This is a genomic window from Chryseobacterium sp. KLBC 52, from assembly GCF_003347605.1.
Classification (GTDB): domain Bacteria; phylum Bacteroidota; class Bacteroidia; order Flavobacteriales; family Weeksellaceae; genus Chryseobacterium.
The window spans coordinates 305,543-325,770 of the sequence record NZ_QDFZ01000001.1 but is presented as its reverse complement, the minus strand read 5'-3'; the positions used below and the strand labels follow the sequence as shown (position 1 = coordinate 325,770).

Genomic DNA, 20,228 nt, shown 5'->3' with positions numbered 1-20,228 from the left:
CCTGTTATCTGATTTTCATTTTCTGATGAACACCCTCTGAAAATCTTACAACACCCTGTTTTTCTATGCCTGGCACTCGCTATATTTGATCACACAAACCCAAAAAACACAATATTATGGCACTAGACAATTTAATCAGTTTAAGTTTTACCGCTGAAGAACTCACCAAACTTGATCAGGCATTACAAACTATTGAGACGGTATTATCAGGAAAAACCATCAACCTTACTCCTGAAGAAAGACAACAATACGGAAGTATTGCAGAACAGAACAAACTCTTCGTCAATAAAGCCAAAATCTACATGGAGCAATATCCCCAATATGTTCCGAACGTTTTAGATAAAGTGGAATTCGATAAAGATTATCTGGGAAGAGAACAGGTAGAACAACGCCTGCAAATCATGAGCTCATTAACAGAACAGCTGTCTGATACTAAAGTTCTGCTGGATCACGATAACTACCATAATGCCATCACCTTCTATAGAAACATGAAATTCCTTTCAGGAGAAAATGTTCCGGGAACGAATGTTATTTATGAAGATCTGAAGCAGTTTTTCATAACCACAACCCCTTCTACCCCTCCGGTAACTCCCTCCGATGACCTAAAGAACTAACGGCAATTGGTTATACAAGTATCAACAGGCGGTTCTGAAGTTCAAACACCCATTTCTACAAGTGTCTGTACCCCCTTACGCAAGGGGGTATTATCATTTAAAAACTGCCTGCAGGTTATTAATGAAGTATCTTCAGCTTATTCTGAAATGCCTGCAGACACTTAACCAACTTGTTGCCGTTATTTCAAGACCGGCTGTTGATATATTGATAACCGGTTTCAGAGGCATATCTATCCGGTTGTAGATATTTAAAAAGTAACTGTGGACACTTGTAGAAGTGATTATTCTATACAATTACGTCTTCCCGTAAGCAGAAGTTGGAGATTTTTATTATTATTGTTCCTGAAGAAACCTCTTACGTTTTTATGATTAAAAAACTACTACCTTGAGCAAAATAAATGCAGAAATAAGAAAGGTGAGTTCTATATTGGAAGACAATATGTCCATCCCGAACTACCAAAGACCTTACCGCTGGACAGAAGACAACACCCGCCTATTGTTAGAAGATATTACCCAGAGCTGGAAAGAAGGCAAAAGTTCTTACCGGATTGGGAGTGTTATTTTAAACAACACTGACTTACAACTCCATATCGTTGACGGGCAACAGCGTATTACCACCCTATTGCTCATTTTGAAATCTCTGGAAAGTAATGCAGGGTCTGCATTGATGGATTCTCTACAGTACAGACATACGGATTCACTGAATGCAATTATCAGGAACAAGTACTTTATAGATCAATGGCTGCAGGAAAACATAGGAAATGAGAAAAGCAGTTTTAAGAAATATATTCTGAACGCCTGCGAATTTGTAGAAATAAGAGTAGCAGATCTTTCAGAAGCATTCCAGATGTTTGATTCCCAGAATGGACGTGGAAAGGAGCTGGAAGCCTATAATCTTTTGAAAGCCTATCACATCCGGGCTATGGAAAGCAATACTTTTGAAGAAAAAGTATCATGTGATATAACTTGGGAAGGAGCTGCTAGATATCAGGCCAATAAAGAAAGTGCAACTATATCAAATTTACTCAGGCAACTGATCAACGAGCAGTTGTACAGAACCAGAGTGTGGAGTCGCAAAGAGGAAGCTTACGCTTTTGATAAAAAACATATCAAAGAATTTAAAGGAATTACTATCAATAAAAACCATCCGATTGATTTTCCCTATCAAAACAGGGAACTGATGCAGTATGTGATGCAGAATTATTTCAAATCGTTGGGTGTTTCCATAAACGGTGTAAAATCAAGATTCAAAAATATTTCACCCGAAAACATCAATCCATATTCTTTACTGAATCAAAATATTGTGAATGGTAAAGATTTTTTCGATTATACGGAAACGTATATTGAAATTTATAAAAGGCTCTTTAATCCTGAATTTGAAGAAATGAAAGAGTTTAAAAAATTTGTACAGAAAAACTGTAAATATAACGGTTCGCATCGCGATGGTGATCAATATCTGTTTGAACTTTATAAATCACTAATTATCTTAATGTTTGATAAATTCGGAGAAGAAGGGATAGAAAAATATCATAAAACACTGTATCTGCTAGTTTACAGACTAAGGCTGGAAAAAGAACAGGTAAGATATAACAGTGTTGCCAAATATCCAGCTGAAAGTGAAATTTTGAACATCATTGAACATGCGAAGTCATATTCAGATCTGTTCCTATTAGAAAAAATGGCGAATAAAAATGTAATTTGTAAAAAAGATGTGACGACAGTTATCGAATTTTTTTTAGAACAAAACATCCGCCTTGAATCTGCAGATGAGAGAAAAGTGAACCTTAAAAACTACAGCTTTGCATAATGGGAAATCAAAATTTAAATAAAAACTTAAAGGAAATATTCAATCACCAATATATTGTTCCTCTATACCAAAGAAACTATGCATGGACTGAAGATGAAATTGCCCAGCTGCTTCAGGATCTGTATGAAAATTTTAAAAAATTTGAAATCAATCCTTATCTAAACTACTTCATTGGAAGTCTCGTAGTTTTAAAGAGAAAAGATGGCTTTTATGAAGTAATAGATGGACAGCAAAGGTTGACAACCTTATCTATACTCCTTAAGATACTGGGATTAGTAAAGAGTCCCAAGCTTTTCTATGAATCAAGACCGGAGGTAGAAGCTTTCTTTGATTCTTATTACAAAAATATCAAAACCAAAGATATTGCGTTTGACCATAAAGTTTCACACCTTATCAATGCTGTAGATCTTTTGAATAATAGCATTATAAATCCTGATGAAAAGATAGAAAAAAGACTTTCCGAAATTCACAGTCCTGATCTTTTTAAAAAATTTGTTTTTGAAAATGTAATTCTTGTTCTTGTAGAAATTCCTCAGGAAACAGATGTTGCATCCTATTTTGAGATCATGAATAACCGTGGTGAACAGTTAAAAAAACATGAGATTTTAAAATCTTATCTCATGGAAACCCTGAAAGATGAAGATGGCAATTATTATCAAAAACAGCAAGATGAATTTTCTAAGATTTGGGATGCATGTTCCCAAATGGATACACATATTCAAAAATTATTCTCTTCGGGAGACAGACTAAAATATTTTGGTGACAATTACGATGAAATTTATCCTGTCGATTTCATAGAAGAAGAAGAAGAAGAAGAAGAAGAAATCATTGAAACATTGGGGTTCTCCATTAATGATGCATTGGAAAAAACAGTAAAAAAAACAGATTCAATCAATATCAATGATATAGACGATTCGGGAGAAGATCATTCAATTATAGACTTCCCCAACTTTTTAATGCATATTTTTAAGATAAAATATAATACATACTCATATAATGGTAACGAAACAGAAATCCCACTGAATGAAAAAGATTTGCTTAATGTCTATGATGGACTGAAAGCTAAGATTGAAGCTAAAGATTTTATTAATGATCTGCTATATTACAGAACAATTTTCGACAGGTTTATTATAAAGTCTTCAGAAGATGAAAATCAGGAAGATTCTTATAAATGGACTCTTCAAAAACCATCTAAATATACATACCATAAAAGTGAAGACAGTATTTCTCATAGTTTAAAATATAAAAACGCATTCGACTCTCAGGATCGGCTGATAAAGTCTATTTCATTACTGCAAGTTACCTTCAGAAACAGGAAATATAAAAACTGGCTACAGGACATTTTATTTCTTTTTTCTGATAAAAAAAACTTCAGATTATCCTCAATCGAATACCAGGAGGTAATTGATCAGTTCATTATCAGTTATTTTGAAAAAAATATAAATGAGTCAAACTATGATCAGGGCGTGAAAGTTCCTCATTTTCTATTCAATTTCATTGATTATCTGTATTGGGTAAAATCACCTGCTCTCTTTGATTTCAAGTTCACCTACCGTAATTCTGTTGAGCATCATTTATCCCAATCTCTTAATAATCCGGTTCAGGATAATTTGGGAAATCTGTGTCTGGTAAGCAAAAGTTCTAACTCAAGAATGAATAATGAATCTCCTGTAGGTAAAGCAGATTCCAGTTCAACCGGCAAGTACTATAAAAATGGGAGAATACCTCCGAAGCAGAAAAGAATGTATGATCTGACCAATCTAAATAAAAAGTGGGAAGATTATGAAATTGCAAAGCATAAAATAGAAGTGATTCAACTTTTGAATGCTAGAGTAGATATTCTCGGCCTTCAGGCTGATTAAGTAAACAAATAATAATATTTAGATTCCTGTGGAATGACAAAGTGGGCGCTTATGTATGTGTGCATAGCCACTTACTTGCTCCAGACATACAAACTATTCGGTTAGCCTATCCACAACGTTTGTCATTCCGCAGGAATTTCAATATAACACCTCTAAGTTTAGGCTAAAGCCAAAGGGATGTTTTCTTATTAAAATGGGCTAAAGCCCATTTCTATTGAATTTCTGCTACAAACTAAGATAGAAGAGTACTGCCGAGCCCCAACTCCTACGCCCTTCATAATACTTTAACACCCTTTATAGCCTCTCCCCCGATAAATTTTCGTTCTTTTGCAAAAAGTTTTAATTTTTACCTAACCGCATGTCTAAGTTTGATGAAATCCGGTATTTCTATGATCAGGAAGTGAATGAGAGATTACAGAGCATTGCCCGTGATCCCATGATGAAAGCCTTTATGAATTTTACTTTTCCTGATACAGATGAGCAGGTTTGGCTGGAACAGTTTAAGAATGTTCATTCCATCAGTGATTTTCAGCATCAGTTTGTAGCCTTTGCCGTTCGCCAGATCCTTGCAAAAAGTTCTGACGGCTTAACGACTTCAGGATTTGATAAGCTGGATAAAAACACCTCTTACCTTTTCATCTCGAACCACAGAGATATCGTTCTGGATACTTCACTGCTTAATCTTGTATTGCTGGAAGGCGGTTATGTAATGACTGCTTCTGCCATTGGAGATAATCTTGTACGTAAGAATTTCTTAAATGTATTGGCTAAACTGAACCGTAACTTCTTGGTACAAAGAGGCCTGCCACTTCGTGAACAACTTACCAGTTCACAAACGATGTCTGAGTATATTAAAGAGTTACTTCTTCAGGAAAACCGCTCTGTATGGATTGCCCAGCGTGAAGGCCGTACCAAAAACGGTAACGATTCTACCCAGCAAGGTGTTTTGAAAATGCTTGCCATGGCAGCCGGAGACCAATCATTAATAGATTATTTTAAAACATTAAAGATTGTTCCGATTTCTATCTCCTATGAGTATGATCCAACAGATTCCTTAAAAATGCCTCAACTGCTGGCACAACACAGGGATGAGGAATATATCAAAGGAAAAAATGAAGATTTCACCAACATTATCAGCGGAATTCTGGGCCAAAAGAAACGCATTCATCTTCATGCCGGTGATGTACTGGATAAAGAACTGGATGAAATTGCAGCCACCATTGATAATAAAAACAAACAGCTGCAGGCTATTGCACAGGTAATTGACCGTTCTATCATCAGTAATTATAAGCTTTGGCCAACCAAGTATATCGCTTACGATCTGCTTCATAATACAAATACGTACGCTTCCGAATATACGGAACAGGAAAAACAGTTGTTTGTCCGCAGACTTGAAATGCGCATTGATCCATCGGATCCTGTTTCCAGAGAGTATTTCTTAGCAATGTATGCCAATCCTTTGGTGAATAAACTGAAGGTTGAGGAAGAATCTAAAAACTAGTTTAGAATACTATAAAGATAAAAAACCACTGTTATTGAGCAGTGGTTTTGTTGTATTCTTTCAGATTTTTATTTGGATTTCGACATGGAGTCTACTTCTATGATCGCATCTGCAAATGCTTTTGGAGCTTCCTGTGGCAAATTGTGTCCAATTCCGCCCGTTAAAGTATGATGTGCATATTGACCTGTAAATCTGGAAGCATAACTTTCCGGTGCAGGAAATGCCGCTCCGTTGGCATCACCTTCCAGAGTAACCGTTGGGACCGAAATGGACGGAGATTTTGCCAGCCTGGCTTCAAGTGCATCGTATTGTTTTTCTCCTTTTGCCAATCCCAGACGCCAGCGGTAATTGTGAATTACGATATCTACATGATCAGGATTATCGAATGCTTTCGCAGAACGCTCGTAGGTCTGGTCATCAAAAGCCCATTTTGGAGAAGCCGTTTTCCATATCAATTTGTTAAATGATGCAGTATTTGCTTTGTAACCTTTATAGCCTCTTTCCGTTGAAAAGTAATACTGATACCACCATAAAAACTCAGCATTAGGAGGCAGAGGTTTTTCGTTTGCTTTTGGGCTTCCTATTAAATATCCGCTTACAGCCACCAAACCTGTACAGCGTTCAGGCCACAGGGCTGCCATAATATCTGCGGTTCTTGCTCCCCAGTCAAAACCGCCAATGATCGCTTTATCAATTTTCAAGGCATCCATAAAAGCAATGATGTCCAATGCAACAGCACTCTGCTGACCATTTCGTTTGGTATCCGGTGAGACAAAGGTAGTGGTTCCATAGCCTCTTAAATAAGGAACTAACACACGGTAGCCTTTTTCAGCAAGTATAGCGGAGGACTCTTCAAAACTATGAATATCATAAGGCCATCCATGAAGAAGGATCACAGGTTTTCCATTGGCCGGACCTACTTCTGCATATCCAACGTTCAACAGCCCGGCTTTTATTTGCTTTGTATTCTGGAAAGCGGATGTAACGGTTACGTTTTCCAGGGCTTTCCCACCAGTGTTATAAGTCTGTGCTTTTAAAGACAAAAATCCCATTCCCATCAAAATAAACAGGGATAAAAGGGATTGTATTTTTTTACTGAAATTCAATGTAGTATTCATAATAGTGATGTTTTGTGATGGTAAAATTATGGCAAAGCAGAGATCGGAATAAGAACAAATACTTTGAACAGGTCATATTAAACGTTGAATACTGATTTTCGGCCGTTAAACCGGACAACTTCCCTACTCTTCTTCATTGTTTTAATTTCAAAAGAAAGAATTTCCGGGGTATAAAAAAGTACCACATCTTGTAAAAACATCATGATAATCATTCTATTAAAAGTAAAATTGTTTATATTTAATTAGAAATATGCAAAAAATTTTCATGTTGTAAAAGGCAGGATAATTGCAATACTCTACAAAACCACACAAAATAAGACTTATGAATGTACAGTTAGACCCACAATCTAAGACTGAAAAGAATGCTGTTGATCATTTCCGTTCAGATGTTTTGAACGGACTCCAAAATACTCCTAAAAAATTATCTTCAAAGTATTTTTACGATAAGATAGGTGATCATCTTTTTCAGCAAATCATGGCCATGCCTTCCTATTATCTGACCCGTTGTGAACTGGATATTTTCAAAAATAAAACAGATGAACTTATTGATCTGCTTATTCCCGGAAACGAACCTTTTGACCTGATTGAATTAGGGGCAGGAGACGCCATGAAATCGACCTACTTACTTGAACAGCTGATCAGGAAAGGCATTAACTTTACTTACATGCCGATTGATATCTCAGGAAATATCCTTTCGATACTCCACAAAAAACTAAGCAGTCAGCTTCCGGAAATGAAAATTACCTGTCTGGAAGGTGATTATTTTGAAATGCTTCAAAAAGCCGCTTCCTTATCGGACCGTAGAAAAGTTGTTCTATTTTTAGGAAGTAATATCGGGAATATGACTCCTGAAGAAGCTGAAGACTTCTGTCTGCATCTGAATAGCAATCTATCCCCAAAAGATCGTGTATTGGTAGGATTTGACCTCAAGAAAAATCCACACATTATTCTGGAGGCTTATAATGACAAAGAAGGAATTACCGCTTCTTTTAACCTTAATCTTCTGACCCGTATCAACAATGAACTGGGTGGTAATTTTGATGTGAAACAATTTCAGCATTATCAGACTTATGATCCGGTTACCGGAGCCTGCAGAAGTTTTCTGATCAGCCTTATCAGCCAGGATGTGACGATTGATAATACAACGATTTCTTTTGAAGAAAACGAACTTATCGACATGGAAATCTCACAGAAATTCTCTCCTGAAAAGATCAGGGAATTGGGCGAGAAATCAGGTTTTACCATCACAGGAGAGATCAAAGATGCTAAAAAATGGTTTGTAGACAGCATCTGGCAGGTAAAATAAAAAGAGATGATATACACAGCCAATCTGCAAAAGTGAAAAAATAAAACATCCTTATTTCATTAAACTTCAATCATTAAAACTAAAAAACATGACACCAGAGATCATCACAAAAGATATTACTAAAAAGTATCAGGACATCCGCAGACGTTCTGAAGAAATCTGTGCTCCGTTGGAAATAGAGGATTATGTAGTACAGCCGATTGTAGATGTAAGCCCTCCGAAATGGCATCTTGGTCATACCACCTGGTTTTTTGAGACTTTCATTCTTACCCCGCATTTTCCGGATTATAAGGTTTTTGATCCGCAGTATAATTTTGTTTTCAACAGCTACTATGAGACCATCGGAGCAAGGGTGATCCGGACTGACCGCGGAAACCTCAGCCGTCCTTCCGTTTCAGAGGTGTATCAATATCGAAAATATGTAGATGAGCATATGGAAGCTTTTCTTGAAAGCTCATTTCTGACAGAAGCTCTTGAACCGCTGTTGGAACTGGGGCTGAACCATGAGCAGCAACACCAGGAATTATTAGTGACTGACATTAAATATATTTTAGGACATAATCCGCTTTTCCCGGCGTATACAAAAGAAGAAAAACCCAGACAAAACAACTCCGAAGATCTGGAAATGCTCAAATTTTCTGAAGGAGTCTATGAAATTGGATATAAAGAAGATGGATTTTGCTTTGATAATGAATTAGGAAGGCATAAAGTATATCTTACAGACTTTGAAATTGCCAACCGGCTTGTCACCAATAGTGAATATTTAGAATTTATAAAAGCAGGCGGGTATGAAGATTTCAGACACTGGCATGCGGAAGGATGGGACTGGGTGAAACAGAATGCTGCAAAATCTCCCCTGTACTGGCATTATATCGAAAACAAATGGATGTATTATACCCTCAATGGCTTACAGGAAATAGACCCTGATGCCCCATTGTGCCACATCAATTTCTATGAAGCCTCTGCTTTTGCCTCCTGGAAAGGAATGCGTCTGCCCACTGAAGAAGAATGGGAAACGGCTTCAGATTATTTTGACTGGGGAACACGCTGGGAATGGACGAATTCTGCTTATCTGCCTTATCCTCATTTTAAGAAAGAAGCAGGAGCTGTAGGTGAATATAACGGAAAATTCATGATCAATCAGATGGTTTTAAGAGGAGCTTCGGAAGCTACTCCTCCGGGACACAGCAGAAATACCTACCGCAATTTTTTTCAGCCTAATTTAAAATGGCAGTTCACAGGAATCAGACTTGCCCAGTAATTTTTTGCCGATGATCACAGTAGAAGCAATTTCAAAAAGTTTTAACGGAAAAAAAGCAGTAGATCAAATTTCTTTTCAGGCACTTGATCAGGAGATTCTTGTTCTTTTAGGAACCAGCGGATGTGGAAAAACAACCACACTTAAGATGATCAACCGCCTCATAGAAGCAGATTCCGGAAATATTTTCATAGATGGCAAAAATATCCGTGATCAGAAGGCTGAGGAACTGAGAATGGGAATTGGTTTTGTCATGCAGCATTCGGGGTTATTTCCCCATTATACGATTCAGCAGAATATTGCAGTAGTTCCTGAGCTATTGAAATGGGACAAAAAGAAGACGAAAAGGAAAACGGATGAGCTTTTGGTCAAACTCCATCTTTCTGAAGAGGTACTTTCCCGGTTTCCCCACGAGTTAAGCGGCGGACAACAGCAACGGGTAGGTATTGCAAGAGCTTTGATTGCAGATAATCCTGTTTTGCTGATGGACGAACCTTTCGGAGCGCTTGATACAATTACCAAGGCTGATATTCATTCGGAATTTAAATCGCTGGAAGAACTTAAAAGCAAAACCATCATATTGGTTACTCATGATGTACAGGAAGCCTTTGAACTAGGCCACCGGATATGTCTCATGGATCAGGGAAAAATTGTACAGACCGGTACTCCCAGAGAAATGCTTTACCAACCTGAGAATGACTTTGTGCGTGATTTTTTTACCAAAAACCGTCTTTTATTAGAGTATAAAGTAACATCGTTACATCACATCAGCCCGTTTCTTACACCAGAAAATGTATACTACAGACCCAACGGTATGGGTAGTAAAAGTGTATGGGATATTTTACAGCAATTGAGTTCGGATCACCAAAACGCTGAAGTGTATGAAGAAGTGGTCAGAGCGTTTAATCAGTATAGAAAATCACAGATGGTATGACGCAGCAGCAGAGTCTTTGGCAATTTATTGCGGAACAGCACGAAAAATTAACCACCCAGATCATTCAGCATCTTGGGCTTACCTTTTTGTCTCTGCTTTTGGCTATCATTGTGGGAGTGCCATTAGGAATACTGATTTCCAGAAAAAAGAAGCTTTCCAGCCCAGTGCTGGGTATTGCCGGGATTTTACAGACTATTCCGAGTATTGCCTTGCTGGGATTTATGATTCCTGTTTTAGGCATTGGTCCGAAGCCCGCCATTGCTGCTTTATTGATCTATGCCCTTCTTCCCATTATCCGGAATACCTATACCGGAATTACTGGAGTAGATCCGGCAGTCATTGAGGCAGCGAAGGCCATGGGAATGAACAGAAGCCAGCTTCTTTTTAAGGTAAAGCTTCCTTTAGCCATGCCCGTTATCATTGCAGGTATCAGGACTGCTGCTGTTATTAATGTTGGAGTGGCTACTCTGGCCTCTTTTGTGGCAGCAGGAGGTTTGGGAGAGTTTATCTTCGGGGGAATTTCGCTCAATAATACGAATATGATATTGGCTGGAGCCATTCCGGCGGCATTATTGGCTGTTTTTCTGGATCAGGTTATTGCCATGATCCAGAAATCGGGGTATCGGGTCTTTCAAAAGCTGAAATATATTCTTCCTGTTACCCTTATTATTCTGGGAATAGGATATGTTCTGTTTTTTGGGTCACACCGTACGATTAAAGCGGGTTTTACACCGGAATTTATGGGGAGACAGGATGGTGATATCGGGCTTCGCTCGGTCTATGGACTCAATGTGAATCCTCTTGTGGTAAGTGATGCAATTATGTATAAGGCTGCTTATGAGAAGGAATTGGATCTGATCAGCGGATATTCTACAGACGGCAGAATCAAAGCGTATGATCTGTATGTACTGGATGATGATCAAAAAATATTCCCTCCTTATTATGCCGCTCCCATCATCAAGACCAAAACGCTGAAAAAATTACCGGAATTGGAAAAAACCTTAAACCTACTGGCTGGAAAGTTCAATGATTCTATCATGACGGATCTGAATTACAGAGCTGATCATCTGCATCAAACTCCGGAAAAAATTGCAAAAGATTTTCTCATCAGAAATAATCTGTATAAAAGTCCCGGAAAAAGAAATTCCGGAACTGTGAGAATTGGTTCAAAAATCTTTGGTGAACAATATATTCTCGCAGAAATGTATACTATGCTTATTGAAGGATACACAGATTATAAAGTGGAAACCAAAACGGGTTTAGGGGGAACCAAAATATGTTTCGATGCCTTAATGAATGATGCCATAGACTTTTATCCTGAATATACGGGAACAGGGCTTCTGGTACTTTTAAAGCCTACAGCAGAAACGATCAGAAACGTTTCCAAAAGTCCCGAGACAACCTATCAGTACGTGAATTCGGAATTTGAAAAACAATATGGGATTCAATGGCTGAAACCGTTGGGGTTTAACAATGCTTATGCTCTGATGATGCGAAGAGAGCAGGCTGAAGAGCTTCATATCAAAAATATATCTGATCTTACCCATTATTTTGATCAATAGTCTTTTGAAATCCATCAGTTTTTTCAAAAATAGTATCTTCGTATCTGAAAAAATTGACAAAATGAAGAAAATATTATTGCTGGCTTCGGTTGTATTGGTTCTCCAATCATGTGTGGTAAGAACCGCTACAAAGGTAGTATCAGGTGCAGTAAACTTAAGTTATAAAGCAGTAAAAGGAACTGTAAATGGAATCAGCTGGGCCGTAAGCAAGGCGAAAGGAAAAATTGATGAAGACCGTGTGGACGGTACGTGGAAAGTAGTAGGTGTGTATCGTGGTTCTTTTGAGGATTTTTCAAAAGATCAGAATCCTGACGGTTCATTTACATCGGAATGTACGGAAGGTTTTGACCAGATTGTTTTCAAGGCTAAGAGGTCCAAATTCAAGCCTGTACATTGCAGCACACAGGATGAAGATTGGGTAAAATATTCTATGGAATTTGGAAAAAATCCTTCCACGAAAGAAAAGGAAAACTATATTGAGTACAATTCCAACAATTATATTTCTGTGATTGATGTTACTAATAAAACTATGGTTCTGGAAGGCAATCTGATGCCTAAATTAGGTTTTTCCGGAGCAAAATTATATCTCCTCGAAAAGGTAAAATAAAGATACAACAGGGATGCTTTTCACTCATCCCTGCTGTATTCTATAATCCGGAATTTCTATTCACTGCTTACATTTCATAGCCATGAAAGATCTTAATAACTTTCTCGAAACAGCTATATATCCTTTGTTTGATCTTAGTGACAAGGAGAAACAAATGATTCAGGCCGAAGCGAGTATTCTTCATGTAAAAAGCAATAGTTCCGTTATCAGAGAAAGTTCAACTGTCGAGCGGCTTTTTTTTCTTCAAAAGGGAATCATCAGAAGTTTTTATGTTAAAGATGACCGCGAGATCAATACAGAATTTTTCTTTGAAAATGATTTCTTTACAGCACTGACCAGTTTTCTGACCGGTGAAAAAACCAACCTCAACTTTCATACGCTGGAAGAATCCGAATTGATCATTATTCCCAAACCGCTGATAGACCGTCTTTTAAAGGAGCAGAAATGGTATCAGCTGATGAATGAAATCCTTACCCGAGAATTTATCAAAAAATGTCGTCGTGAAAGCTCTTTTCTGCTTCATGATTCTTATGAACGGTATCTTTATTTTCTTGAGCAGTTTCCACATTCGGAAAGCAGAATTCCTCTTTTCCATATTGCCTCCTATCTCGGGATGAGTCCTGAAACCTTAAGCAGGATCCGAAGTAAAAAAATCAGACAAATTGATTTAAGTCAAGCAAACAGAATCTGATTTTCTTCACTTTTGTCTAAAAAATATAAACCAATGGACAAAAGAGTACAATTTGATTTTGAAGTCAATTTTACCAACGGAGGAAGTCTGAAAGGGGAAGAATTCAGACTGGATATTACCGGAGATACTATTACAGACCAGGAACTGGTTGATTATATTATTGATGATCTCCGGCTCCTCATGGCTGGTAAAGTTGATATTCTGAATAAACAGATCATTACCGAGCCTCATAAAAGAAAAATAGCAAAACAAGATCCTCCTTCAGAACGGCTGATCGATCTTAGCCATACGATTGAAGAAGGACTTATTACCTACAAGGGGCTTCCGGCTCCTCATATCTGCGATTATCTCAGCAGAACGGAATCTCAGAAATGGTATGAGGAAGGAACTTCGTTTCAGATTGGTAAGATTGAAATGGTTACCAACACAGGAACTTATATAGACTGTCCTTTTCACAGGTTTGAAAACGGAAAAGATACCGCTGAAACAGAACTGAACAAACTGGCTGAATTAGAGGCGGTAGTAATCCGGATTCCTTATACGGAGACATTGGAGATTACAGATCAATATCTCAGAAACAGGGAAATCAGAAATAAGGCAGTACTTATTCATACCGGATGGGACCGCCACTGGAACACCGAAACCTATTATGAAAATCATCCTTATCTTACACAAAGTGCAGCAGAATATCTTAAAGACTGCCAGGTAAAACTCGTCGGGATTGATTCTCATAACATTGATGATACCACAGGCAAAAGCCGGCCGGTACACACCATTCTTCTGGGCGCTGAAATAGTAATTGTGGAGCACCTTTGTCATCTGGATCAGCTTCCTGATGAAAATTTTACCTTTACTGCTGCCCCGCCAAAATTCAAAGGAGTCGGAACTTTTCCGGTAAGGGCTTTTGCTTCAGTACAACAAAACTTATAAAGAGTTTCCGTGAAAACAGACCAGGCAATTGACGATGCGAAGATTATTTTAAAAACTGCTCAGCAATAAAATACCCGCTTCCTACCACCAGTAATGGCAGTGCTATTGAAATCAGAATTAAAGGCCAGGCAAAAATTCTGAAATAGGTATATAAACTTACTGAGGAAGGATCTTCAGGATCATAGATCACAGTCTCTGTTTCCCCAACGGCCCATGCTGAGGGATTGGTTCCTTCCGCCAGTTCAAAAGTATGTTCCATATTATTTTGCGACCGGAAGGTAAAGACAGGACTGAATACGGTTCCCTCTGATTCATATTCTCTTAATGAGGTAACGGTTGCCGTTGCCTTTTCTGCTTTTTTTAAGAATGAAAGAGTACTTCTGAAGCTCACCACTGCTGCTGCAAACAGAATGATTCCTGCTGCAAGGATGATATAATATTGCCACATAGCTTTCGTTTTTTTTCTGTCCATAATAAAGTATCATGGAAACAAATACAGACCTATTGTATTTATTTCCAGATTGATACCCCGAATATACAAAGATTTTTATTGCATAGGCAGTTATCTGGTTTCTATCTCAACAATCTTCTTCCCATCCTTTCCCAGATAATGATGGACTAATTTTTCATAGGCTTTATAACCATCATCCACATTGGTAAATATCACAATTCCCCTTCCTGACTTAGGTAATATAATTGTGATACACTGCGTGCCTTTATCAGCTCCACTGTGCGATAAAGCATAATCACCATTTCCAAGGTCATATATTTCGAATCCCAATCCAAAATATTTATTCTCTTTTGTTTTAACCTGCTTTTTGACCATTTCCTGAAAAATTTCTGGTTTCAGATTTTTCCCTTTCATAACATTGATCATAAAATTCCCGTACTCTTCTATCGTGGTATGGAGATCATCAGCGGCATTGGCTGTATTGCTTTTTTCGATGGGGTAAGCTTCCCCTTTTTCATTATATCCTGTTACAAATCTTGTTTCATCAGTATTTTTATCCCAAATGTAACTGGTATCCTTCATTTTGAGAGGCTGGAAGATGAGTTCCTGCGCTAACTGCTCCAATGTTTTCCCAAACTTCTTTTCCAGTGCTTTCCGTAAATATTCAAAACCTTCTCCTGAGTATTGGTATTTTGTGCCGGGATCAAACTGAAAATTCAGCTTTTTATCTGCATTCATCCATCTCCAGTTCGGGAAACCTGTCTGGTGGCTCAGTATCATTCTGGTCGTTAATTTTGTATGCCGTGGATCATTAGAAATATCGGGATCTATCCAGTAAGTATCAAGAGGTTCGTCCAGTTTCCACTTGCCTGAACTTATCAGGCGTAAGGCTACCATAGCTGTAACGGGTTTGGTAAGAGATGCTACATTAAATAAGGCATTATGAGGTGCTGGAATTCCTTTCCTGATCTCGCCAAAAACTTTTACCTGCTGTAATTTTCCATCTTCGATAATCCCTAATCCCAGCGTTGGAATATTATTTTCTTTCAACCAGCTTTGCATCGACTGATCGTTATCAAACATGGTTTCACTATCGGTAGTCTGTTTCGGATGATGATTAAAACTCAATGAATTTTTAAGCTTCCATTCACTATTTTCCAGTATCCATAAATGGGTAAATTTTGCTTCTCCGACTAGTTTCTCAGCTTGATTTCCCATCTTTTCATAAAACAGATGATCTCCGTTCTGAATAGCAGCGTAAATCTTCCCATCTTTATACATGGGATAAACTTCTGTGCTTTTATCAACCAGGACTCTTTTTATCTGATAAGTTTCCGGGGATTTGCACAATCCGTTTTTAAAATCAATGATAAAATTTTTCCTGTCCTCGAAACCTCCTTTATCGTGATAAAATTCAAAGCTATCACTCAACAGATTTTCCATCTGCTTGATGTTGCAGGTATTGTAGCCCACAGAAAAAAACAGGCTGTCTTTCGACATAATGGTTTTATAAAGAGGATCTTTTTTTTCTGTTTGTGCCTGCATGACACTCATGAACAGCATAAAAAAAGGAAGGCTCAATCTTGAAAACTTTGTCATTGTTATTTTTTTGACAAAGATTCAATTTCCTTTTGTTTTTCTGCTAAAAATGAACCCGACAAAAACCCGACAAAGCCATGACAGGTTTTATATCATACTGAATTTCAGTCTGAAATAGAGTTTTTTATTCTTATCTATTTCGGCGGCATTACGAAGGATAATAAACACATTGGAAAGCACAATAAGGATCATCAGGATCAGGGTAAACTGTTTTCCGAACTTTAAAAAGATGCCGAGCATGAAGGTAATAGGCGCCATCACTGTCCAGATCATCTGAACCGAAATAATCTGTCTGGCAAGACTGTTTCTCTGCTTCATACTATGCATGAGAATAAGCGGAACGAAAATGTTGAGTGGCGGTAAAAGGGTAAAGATGAGTGAGGAAAGATTAATGATTTTAATGTATGAATAATTGATTGGAGCTTCCTCTTCTTTTACTTCTATTTCAATCTCATCTGTTTCTGAAATTGCTGCCGGCTGATCCTGCTGCAATTCAATCTCTTCTATTTCCAGAGCCTGTGCCAGTGCTCGTAACGTATGTCCTTTCGGTTCCGTTCCGGATTCTATCCTTTGAATGGTTCTTACGGAAATCTTGGATTGCTCTGACAGCTCTTCCTGGGTCAGATTTTTTTGTTCTCTTATGGCTTTTAGCTTGGACATCGTTTGGAATATTCTGAAAAAATGTTTTGGCTAATTTACAGTTTTCCTTATTAAAATTTTTTCTTACTGCTGCTGATGTTTAAATTATTAATCATATAAAAAATAAGTGTATTTTTATTTAAAAATAACTTTCTACTTTTCAGCTATTTACAAACTTCAACACCAGATCTGCTTATGGAAAATACAATACCCAAATCTGAAATCAGGAAGAATATTGCTACTTATCTGATTCTTACCCTGCTTTTCTGTCTTCCTGTCTATTATATGTGTATCCGTACAGGAAAACTTGGCGGCGGAATGATCTCTTATGCAACCATTGTCATGTGGTGTCCTGCTATTGCTGCATTTCTTACCTGCCGCATCCGGAATATCCCGATTCTTCTCTGGGATGGAAATGGGGATTGACAAAATATCAGATCATGGCGTATTGCATTCCGATTCTTTACAGTTTAGTTCCTTACCTCATCATCTGGATCAGTGGTGCCGGCGGTTTTTATAATCATGAATTTGTCGCGGAAATTGGCAAAGGAATGGGCTGGAATCTTTCAGATGGTCTCACGATCATTCTGTATGTAATTCTGATGAGCAGTTTTGGTATGGTACGTTCAGTAGGCTCTGCACTAGGGGAAGAAATAGGCTGGCGTGGTCTTCTGACTCCTCAGCTGGCCAAAATGAATTCTTATACCGCTACTTCTCTTTGGATGGGTGTGATCTGGTCGATCTACCATTATCCTCTCCTGCTTTTTTCCAATTATAATACAGGTGGGCCTAAATGGCTGGCTCTTCTGTGTTTTACGGTGATGATATTTGCAGCCTGTTTTATTTTCACCTGGTTAAGGTTAAAATCCGGGAGTTTATGGACAGGTGTTATTTTACATGCCAGTCATAATCTTTTTATACAGTCTATTTTTACCCCTCTTACTGTAGATACGGGAAATACTAATTATTATATTGATGAGTTTGGTATTGCGCTGCCTATTGCAACAGCTGTTGTTGCTTATTTCTTCTGGAGGAAGAGGAAAGAACTGGATCAGGATCGTCCACTTTCAGCGTAATCTGTTTATTAAAAAGACAGCCTTTTCTTGATAGGGGCTGTCTTTTTGATATATTCTTAATTTTGAAAAATCTATTCCGGAGCAATTACTTCAATAAGCCGTATTCTACTGAGCAAACCTTGAAATACTTCCTGAGTATCTCCGCTCTCCCCTAACGAAATACTTAATCCCTCTCCTTCCTTATCTTCATTTTTAAGGCCTATTCTACCTGCTTTTTGGCCTTCACTGTTACTTATTTCTTCAAACGGTATTTCGTTATCTTCAAACCAGGATTTAATTTTTGCTACCGCAGAATTACTATTTTTGGATGTTCTTTGTAAAACTAACTGCTCCGGCTCTCCAAAGAATCCTTTAGCATTCTTATTCAATACAAACTGCACGAGAAATTTAAACTGGTGCTTATCAGGTCTCGCATACCATCTGGCCTGGCTGTATCCGCCCAAATGGTGCCGAACGGGTATTTCATTCGGGATATTATTGTTGGCAAATACCTTTGAATTCATTATTTCATGATGGAAAGTAAGATCAGTTTTAATATTTCCACCCTCTGTCCTATATTTTTCAGCCCATTCACTTATTCCTTTAAACTCTGTTTCTCCCATTGTCCTGTAGAATGTCATCGTATGGAGATCAGGACTGCCTTGTGTTCCATTTCTCAATAAACCAAGTCTTTGCCTCATAAATTCTTTACTTTTACTTCCGCTGTCCCATCTTCTTTCATGAAATTTTTTGATAAAAAACAATTGCTGCAGATCCCGATATACAGAAGATGCAATAACCTGGGTATTCATGATGATATTAACTTCATACCTTTCCTTTTCGCTGACATCCCCATACTTTTCTTTTCTTTCATTTTCATACCTGTCACTTTCCCACTGATCATGGTTGAATTTATAGTCTCCTTCAGATAGATAGTCTGCATTATAAATGTCAAGTACCTGAATGATATCTTTTATATCTCCTCCCATCAGCTCCAGGGTTTCCAGCATCTTTCTTTCGTTTTCCCTGCTGTTTATAAAGTAGGTATTGAAGACCTCCTGCACAGTCATTGCTTTTATCTTTCCGTTTTTCAGCATGATTCCTATCTTAGCTTTGTTATTTGTTCCTTTTGCACTGAAAAACAAATCATTGTATTTTCCTATAATGCTCATAATCGTTTTATTTAAGGTTATTTATTTGATTTATGGAGTTTATACCAATATTAATAACACAAATTTCCGCGGAAACATTCTGACTCGTTAAAGGGGAAAAACCCATTTTCAGAAATTCAGGGTTTACCCTTATTTACAGGTAATGTATTTGTGTATTTCATTCATTAAGTTCTCAGATATTATAAAGATTCATTATTAAAATTTCACTCATAGGAGAATTCCCTTATTTTTTAAAATTCCGTTTTTTCCCTTAATGAAGATTTATTTTGTTTGATGAAATTTGTATCAGACAAAAGAGATCAACAATCTCATCGTCAACATTAGATTTAAAAAAAATAGTAACCCATTAAAACCAGAATATGGCAGAAACAGTAAACACCCAGACTACAGATGCAGTAACGCAGACTAATGTTACGGTACTTGGTGAGTCTCCCGCACAGGCTATGAGTATGCTTTACCAGATGGCCACGCATGCCAGTGGAATTTCCATTCAGAATTCTGTGACAAACCAGCAGAACTTGAACCAGCTCAACCCTGCGATTGTTGCAGATGCCATTAAAATTTTAAAAGGATAATTTAAAACCTTACCATCATGAGTGAAAACAACAGTGAAACCCAACAATCCCAGGCAGCCAATGCTACCACTCCGGCGGAGAAAGCTGTAGTATTTGTGAACAGTGAGGTATTGGCTCCGCCTAAAGCTTCTCCAATGACCGGAGTAACCAAAGTAATGATAGAACAGTCTACAGGAATGATGGTTCAGGATTTACAGTCTTTCTTAAAAGGATTTGAGCAGGTAGGTTTAATTGCATTGAGCAGATTGGCTAATAATTTATTGACCTATGGAACGACTTTCGGGCCGGCTCCGGGCAGTAAAGAGACCTCTGTTCAGATGGCCGAAAATATTCAAGGTCAGGATGCAGGAAAAGGCAATGAAATGATGAAAGACTTATTCAAAATGGTAAGTGATTATGCTGAAGTAAAGGCAAAAATTTCCAATACTATTTATAATGTCAACGCGCTTCCTGTCTCAGAAGCCCTTCCTTCTCCCCCATCTTACACGGAAGTTTCCTCTGAGGCTGAAGATCCTGAAAAAAAAAACGAATAGATCCGGTTCCGGAA

The 20,228-nt window shown here is 37.8% G+C and carries 20 protein-coding genes; 15 read left to right on the top strand and 5 right to left on the bottom strand.

From position 1 onward, the window contains the following. The first annotated feature begins 116 nt into the window (after positions 1-116). From DDF69_RS01480 to DDF69_RS01465, 4 genes are all read left to right on the top strand, one after another. Positions 117-614, top strand: coding sequence for a hypothetical protein (locus tag DDF69_RS01480; protein WP_114819211.1), 498 nt, complete (start codon positions 117-119; stop codon positions 612-614). Positions 615-999: 385 nt separating this feature from the next. Next, positions 1,000-2,421 carry a DUF262 domain-containing protein gene (locus DDF69_RS01475; RefSeq protein WP_228411902.1) on the top strand — a complete coding sequence of 474 codons (1,422 nt, stop codon included), beginning with the start codon at positions 1,000-1,002 and terminating at the stop codon, positions 2,419-2,421. After that, positions 2,421-4,283: a DUF262 domain-containing protein gene (locus tag DDF69_RS01470; RefSeq protein ID WP_114819210.1), complete on the top strand. Its 1,863-nt coding sequence runs from the start codon at positions 2,421-2,423 to the stop codon at positions 4,281-4,283. The genes DDF69_RS01475 and DDF69_RS01470 overlap by 1 nt, the downstream gene beginning before the upstream one ends. 358 nt (positions 4,284-4,641) lie before the next feature. Further along, positions 4,642-5,784 carry a 1-acyl-sn-glycerol-3-phosphate acyltransferase gene (locus DDF69_RS01465; protein WP_114819209.1) on the top strand — a complete coding sequence of 381 codons (1,143 nt, stop codon included), beginning with the start codon at positions 4,642-4,644 and terminating at the stop codon, positions 5,782-5,784. A 68-nt stretch (positions 5,785-5,852) separates the two neighbouring features. On the opposite strand, the gene DDF69_RS01460 is transcribed toward DDF69_RS01465, so the two are convergent. After that, positions 5,853-6,902, bottom strand: coding sequence for an alpha/beta fold hydrolase (locus DDF69_RS01460; RefSeq protein WP_114819208.1), 1,050 nt, complete (start codon positions 6,900-6,902; stop codon positions 5,853-5,855). A 322-nt stretch (positions 6,903-7,224) separates the two neighbouring features. Between DDF69_RS01460 and egtD the strand changes: the two genes are divergently transcribed. From egtD to DDF69_RS01425, 7 genes are all read left to right on the top strand, one after another. After that, a complete protein-coding gene (gene egtD, locus DDF69_RS01455) occupies positions 7,225-8,208 on the top strand; it encodes an L-histidine N(alpha)-methyltransferase (RefSeq protein WP_114819207.1) in 984 nt (327 codons plus the stop codon). 88 nt (positions 8,209-8,296) lie between these two features. Continuing rightward, positions 8,297-9,469, top strand: a complete 1,173-nt coding sequence (gene egtB / locus DDF69_RS01450) for an ergothioneine biosynthesis protein EgtB (RefSeq protein WP_114819206.1) — start codon at positions 8,297-8,299, stop codon at positions 9,467-9,469. A 10-nt stretch (positions 9,470-9,479) separates the two neighbouring features. After that, the gene (locus tag DDF69_RS01445) at positions 9,480-10,400 is read left to right on the top strand and encodes an ABC transporter ATP-binding protein (protein ID WP_114819205.1); all 921 of its coding nucleotides are present in this window, start codon (positions 9,480-9,482) and stop codon (positions 10,398-10,400) included. Next, positions 10,397-11,962, top strand: coding sequence for an ABC transporter permease/substrate-binding protein (locus tag DDF69_RS01440; protein WP_114819204.1), 1,566 nt, complete (start codon positions 10,397-10,399; stop codon positions 11,960-11,962). Before DDF69_RS01445 ends, DDF69_RS01440 begins: the two co-directional genes overlap by 4 nt. Before the next feature lie 61 nt (positions 11,963-12,023). Next, positions 12,024-12,569 (top strand): hypothetical protein, encoded by a 546-nt coding sequence (locus DDF69_RS01435; protein WP_114819253.1) that lies wholly within the window; start codon positions 12,024-12,026, stop codon positions 12,567-12,569. A gap of 82 nt (positions 12,570-12,651) precedes the next feature. Further along, positions 12,652-13,260: a Crp/Fnr family transcriptional regulator gene (locus tag DDF69_RS01430; protein ID WP_114819203.1), complete on the top strand. Its 609-nt coding sequence runs from the start codon at positions 12,652-12,654 to the stop codon at positions 13,258-13,260. Positions 13,261-13,293: 33 nt separating this feature from the next. Next, entirely contained in the window at positions 13,294-14,190 is an 897-nt protein-coding gene (locus tag DDF69_RS01425) for a cyclase family protein (protein WP_114819202.1), read from the top strand. A 43-nt stretch (positions 14,191-14,233) separates the two neighbouring features. Here the strand turns inward: DDF69_RS01425 and DDF69_RS01420 are convergent, their stop codons facing one another. The 3 genes from DDF69_RS01420 to DDF69_RS01410 form a co-directional block, all read right to left on the bottom strand. Then, complete coding sequence (locus DDF69_RS01420; protein ID WP_114819201.1) at positions 14,234-14,662, bottom strand: DUF3592 domain-containing protein; 429 nt, start codon at positions 14,660-14,662, stop codon at positions 14,234-14,236. Positions 14,663-14,752: 90 nt separating this feature from the next. After that, positions 14,753-16,240, bottom strand: a complete 1,488-nt coding sequence (locus tag DDF69_RS01415; protein ID WP_114819200.1) for a serine hydrolase — start codon at positions 16,238-16,240, stop codon at positions 14,753-14,755. Between the two features lie 87 nt (positions 16,241-16,327). Continuing rightward, a complete protein-coding gene (locus tag DDF69_RS01410) occupies positions 16,328-16,900 on the bottom strand; it encodes a helix-turn-helix domain-containing protein (RefSeq protein ID WP_114819199.1) in 573 nt (190 codons plus the stop codon). Positions 16,901-17,074: 174 nt separating this feature from the next. Here DDF69_RS01410 and DDF69_RS22240 point away from each other — a divergent pair, with 174 nt between their 5' ends. Further along, positions 17,075-17,305 (top strand): hypothetical protein, encoded by a 231-nt coding sequence (locus DDF69_RS22240; protein WP_228411901.1) that lies wholly within the window; start codon positions 17,075-17,077, stop codon positions 17,303-17,305. Positions 17,306-17,319: 14 nt separating this feature from the next. Further along, positions 17,320-17,955 (top strand): CPBP family intramembrane glutamic endopeptidase, encoded by a 636-nt coding sequence (locus tag DDF69_RS01405; protein WP_228411900.1) that lies wholly within the window; start codon positions 17,320-17,322, stop codon positions 17,953-17,955. A 71-nt stretch (positions 17,956-18,026) separates the two neighbouring features. Here the strand turns inward: DDF69_RS01405 and DDF69_RS01400 are convergent, their stop codons facing one another. Next, positions 18,027-19,106: a hypothetical protein gene (locus DDF69_RS01400; RefSeq protein WP_114819198.1), complete on the bottom strand. Its 1,080-nt coding sequence runs from the start codon at positions 19,104-19,106 to the stop codon at positions 18,027-18,029. A 359-nt stretch (positions 19,107-19,465) separates the two neighbouring features. Here DDF69_RS01400 and DDF69_RS01395 point away from each other — a divergent pair, with 359 nt between their 5' ends. After that, complete coding sequence (locus DDF69_RS01395; protein WP_034697211.1) at positions 19,466-19,681, top strand: RebB family R body protein; 216 nt, start codon at positions 19,466-19,468, stop codon at positions 19,679-19,681. A gap of 17 nt (positions 19,682-19,698) precedes the next feature. Further along, on the top strand, positions 19,699-20,214 hold the full coding sequence (locus DDF69_RS01390) for a hypothetical protein (RefSeq protein WP_114819197.1): 516 nt from the start codon (positions 19,699-19,701) through the stop codon (positions 20,212-20,214). Positions 20,215-20,228 lie beyond the last annotated feature (14 nt).

What these genes read in the sequence shown, in the direction of transcription:
- DDF69_RS01425 (WP_114819202.1), top strand. Translation starts at nt 13,294, where the DNA reads ATGGACAAAAGAGTACAATTTGATTTTGAAGTCAATTTTACCAACGGA.
- DDF69_RS01460 (WP_114819208.1), bottom strand. Translation starts at nt 6,902, where the DNA reads ATGAATACTACATTGAATTTCAGTAAAAAAATACAATCCCTTTTATCC.
- DDF69_RS01395 (WP_034697211.1), top strand. Translation starts at nt 19,466, where the DNA reads ATGGCAGAAACAGTAAACACCCAGACTACAGATGCAGTAACGCAGACT.
- egtD (WP_114819207.1), top strand. Translation starts at nt 7,225, where the DNA reads ATGAATGTACAGTTAGACCCACAATCTAAGACTGAAAAGAATGCTGTT.
- DDF69_RS01415 (WP_114819200.1), bottom strand. Translation starts at nt 16,240, where the DNA reads ATGACAAAGTTTTCAAGATTGAGCCTTCCTTTTTTTATGCTGTTCATG.
- DDF69_RS01470 (WP_114819210.1), top strand. Translation starts at nt 2,421, where the DNA reads ATGGGAAATCAAAATTTAAATAAAAACTTAAAGGAAATATTCAATCAC.
- DDF69_RS01420 (WP_114819201.1), bottom strand. Translation starts at nt 14,662, where the DNA reads ATGGACAGAAAAAAAACGAAAGCTATGTGGCAATATTATATCATCCTT.
- DDF69_RS01405 (WP_228411900.1), top strand. Translation starts at nt 17,320, where the DNA reads ATGGCGTATTGCATTCCGATTCTTTACAGTTTAGTTCCTTACCTCATC.
- DDF69_RS01445 (WP_114819205.1), top strand. Translation starts at nt 9,480, where the DNA reads ATGATCACAGTAGAAGCAATTTCAAAAAGTTTTAACGGAAAAAAAGCA.
- DDF69_RS01480 (WP_114819211.1), top strand. Translation starts at nt 117, where the DNA reads ATGGCACTAGACAATTTAATCAGTTTAAGTTTTACCGCTGAAGAACTC.
- DDF69_RS01400 (WP_114819198.1), bottom strand. Translation starts at nt 19,106, where the DNA reads ATGAGCATTATAGGAAAATACAATGATTTGTTTTTCAGTGCAAAAGGA.
- DDF69_RS01440 (WP_114819204.1), top strand. Translation starts at nt 10,397, where the DNA reads ATGACGCAGCAGCAGAGTCTTTGGCAATTTATTGCGGAACAGCACGAA.
- DDF69_RS01410 (WP_114819199.1), bottom strand. Translation starts at nt 16,900, where the DNA reads ATGTCCAAGCTAAAAGCCATAAGAGAACAAAAAAATCTGACCCAGGAA.
- DDF69_RS01465 (WP_114819209.1), top strand. Translation starts at nt 4,642, where the DNA reads ATGTCTAAGTTTGATGAAATCCGGTATTTCTATGATCAGGAAGTGAAT.
- DDF69_RS01430 (WP_114819203.1), top strand. Translation starts at nt 12,652, where the DNA reads ATGAAAGATCTTAATAACTTTCTCGAAACAGCTATATATCCTTTGTTT.
- DDF69_RS01435 (WP_114819253.1), top strand. Translation starts at nt 12,024, where the DNA reads ATGAAGAAAATATTATTGCTGGCTTCGGTTGTATTGGTTCTCCAATCA.
- DDF69_RS22240 (WP_228411901.1), top strand. Translation starts at nt 17,075, where the DNA reads ATGGAAAATACAATACCCAAATCTGAAATCAGGAAGAATATTGCTACT.
- DDF69_RS01390 (WP_114819197.1), top strand. Translation starts at nt 19,699, where the DNA reads ATGAGTGAAAACAACAGTGAAACCCAACAATCCCAGGCAGCCAATGCT.
- egtB (WP_114819206.1), top strand. Translation starts at nt 8,297, where the DNA reads ATGACACCAGAGATCATCACAAAAGATATTACTAAAAAGTATCAGGAC.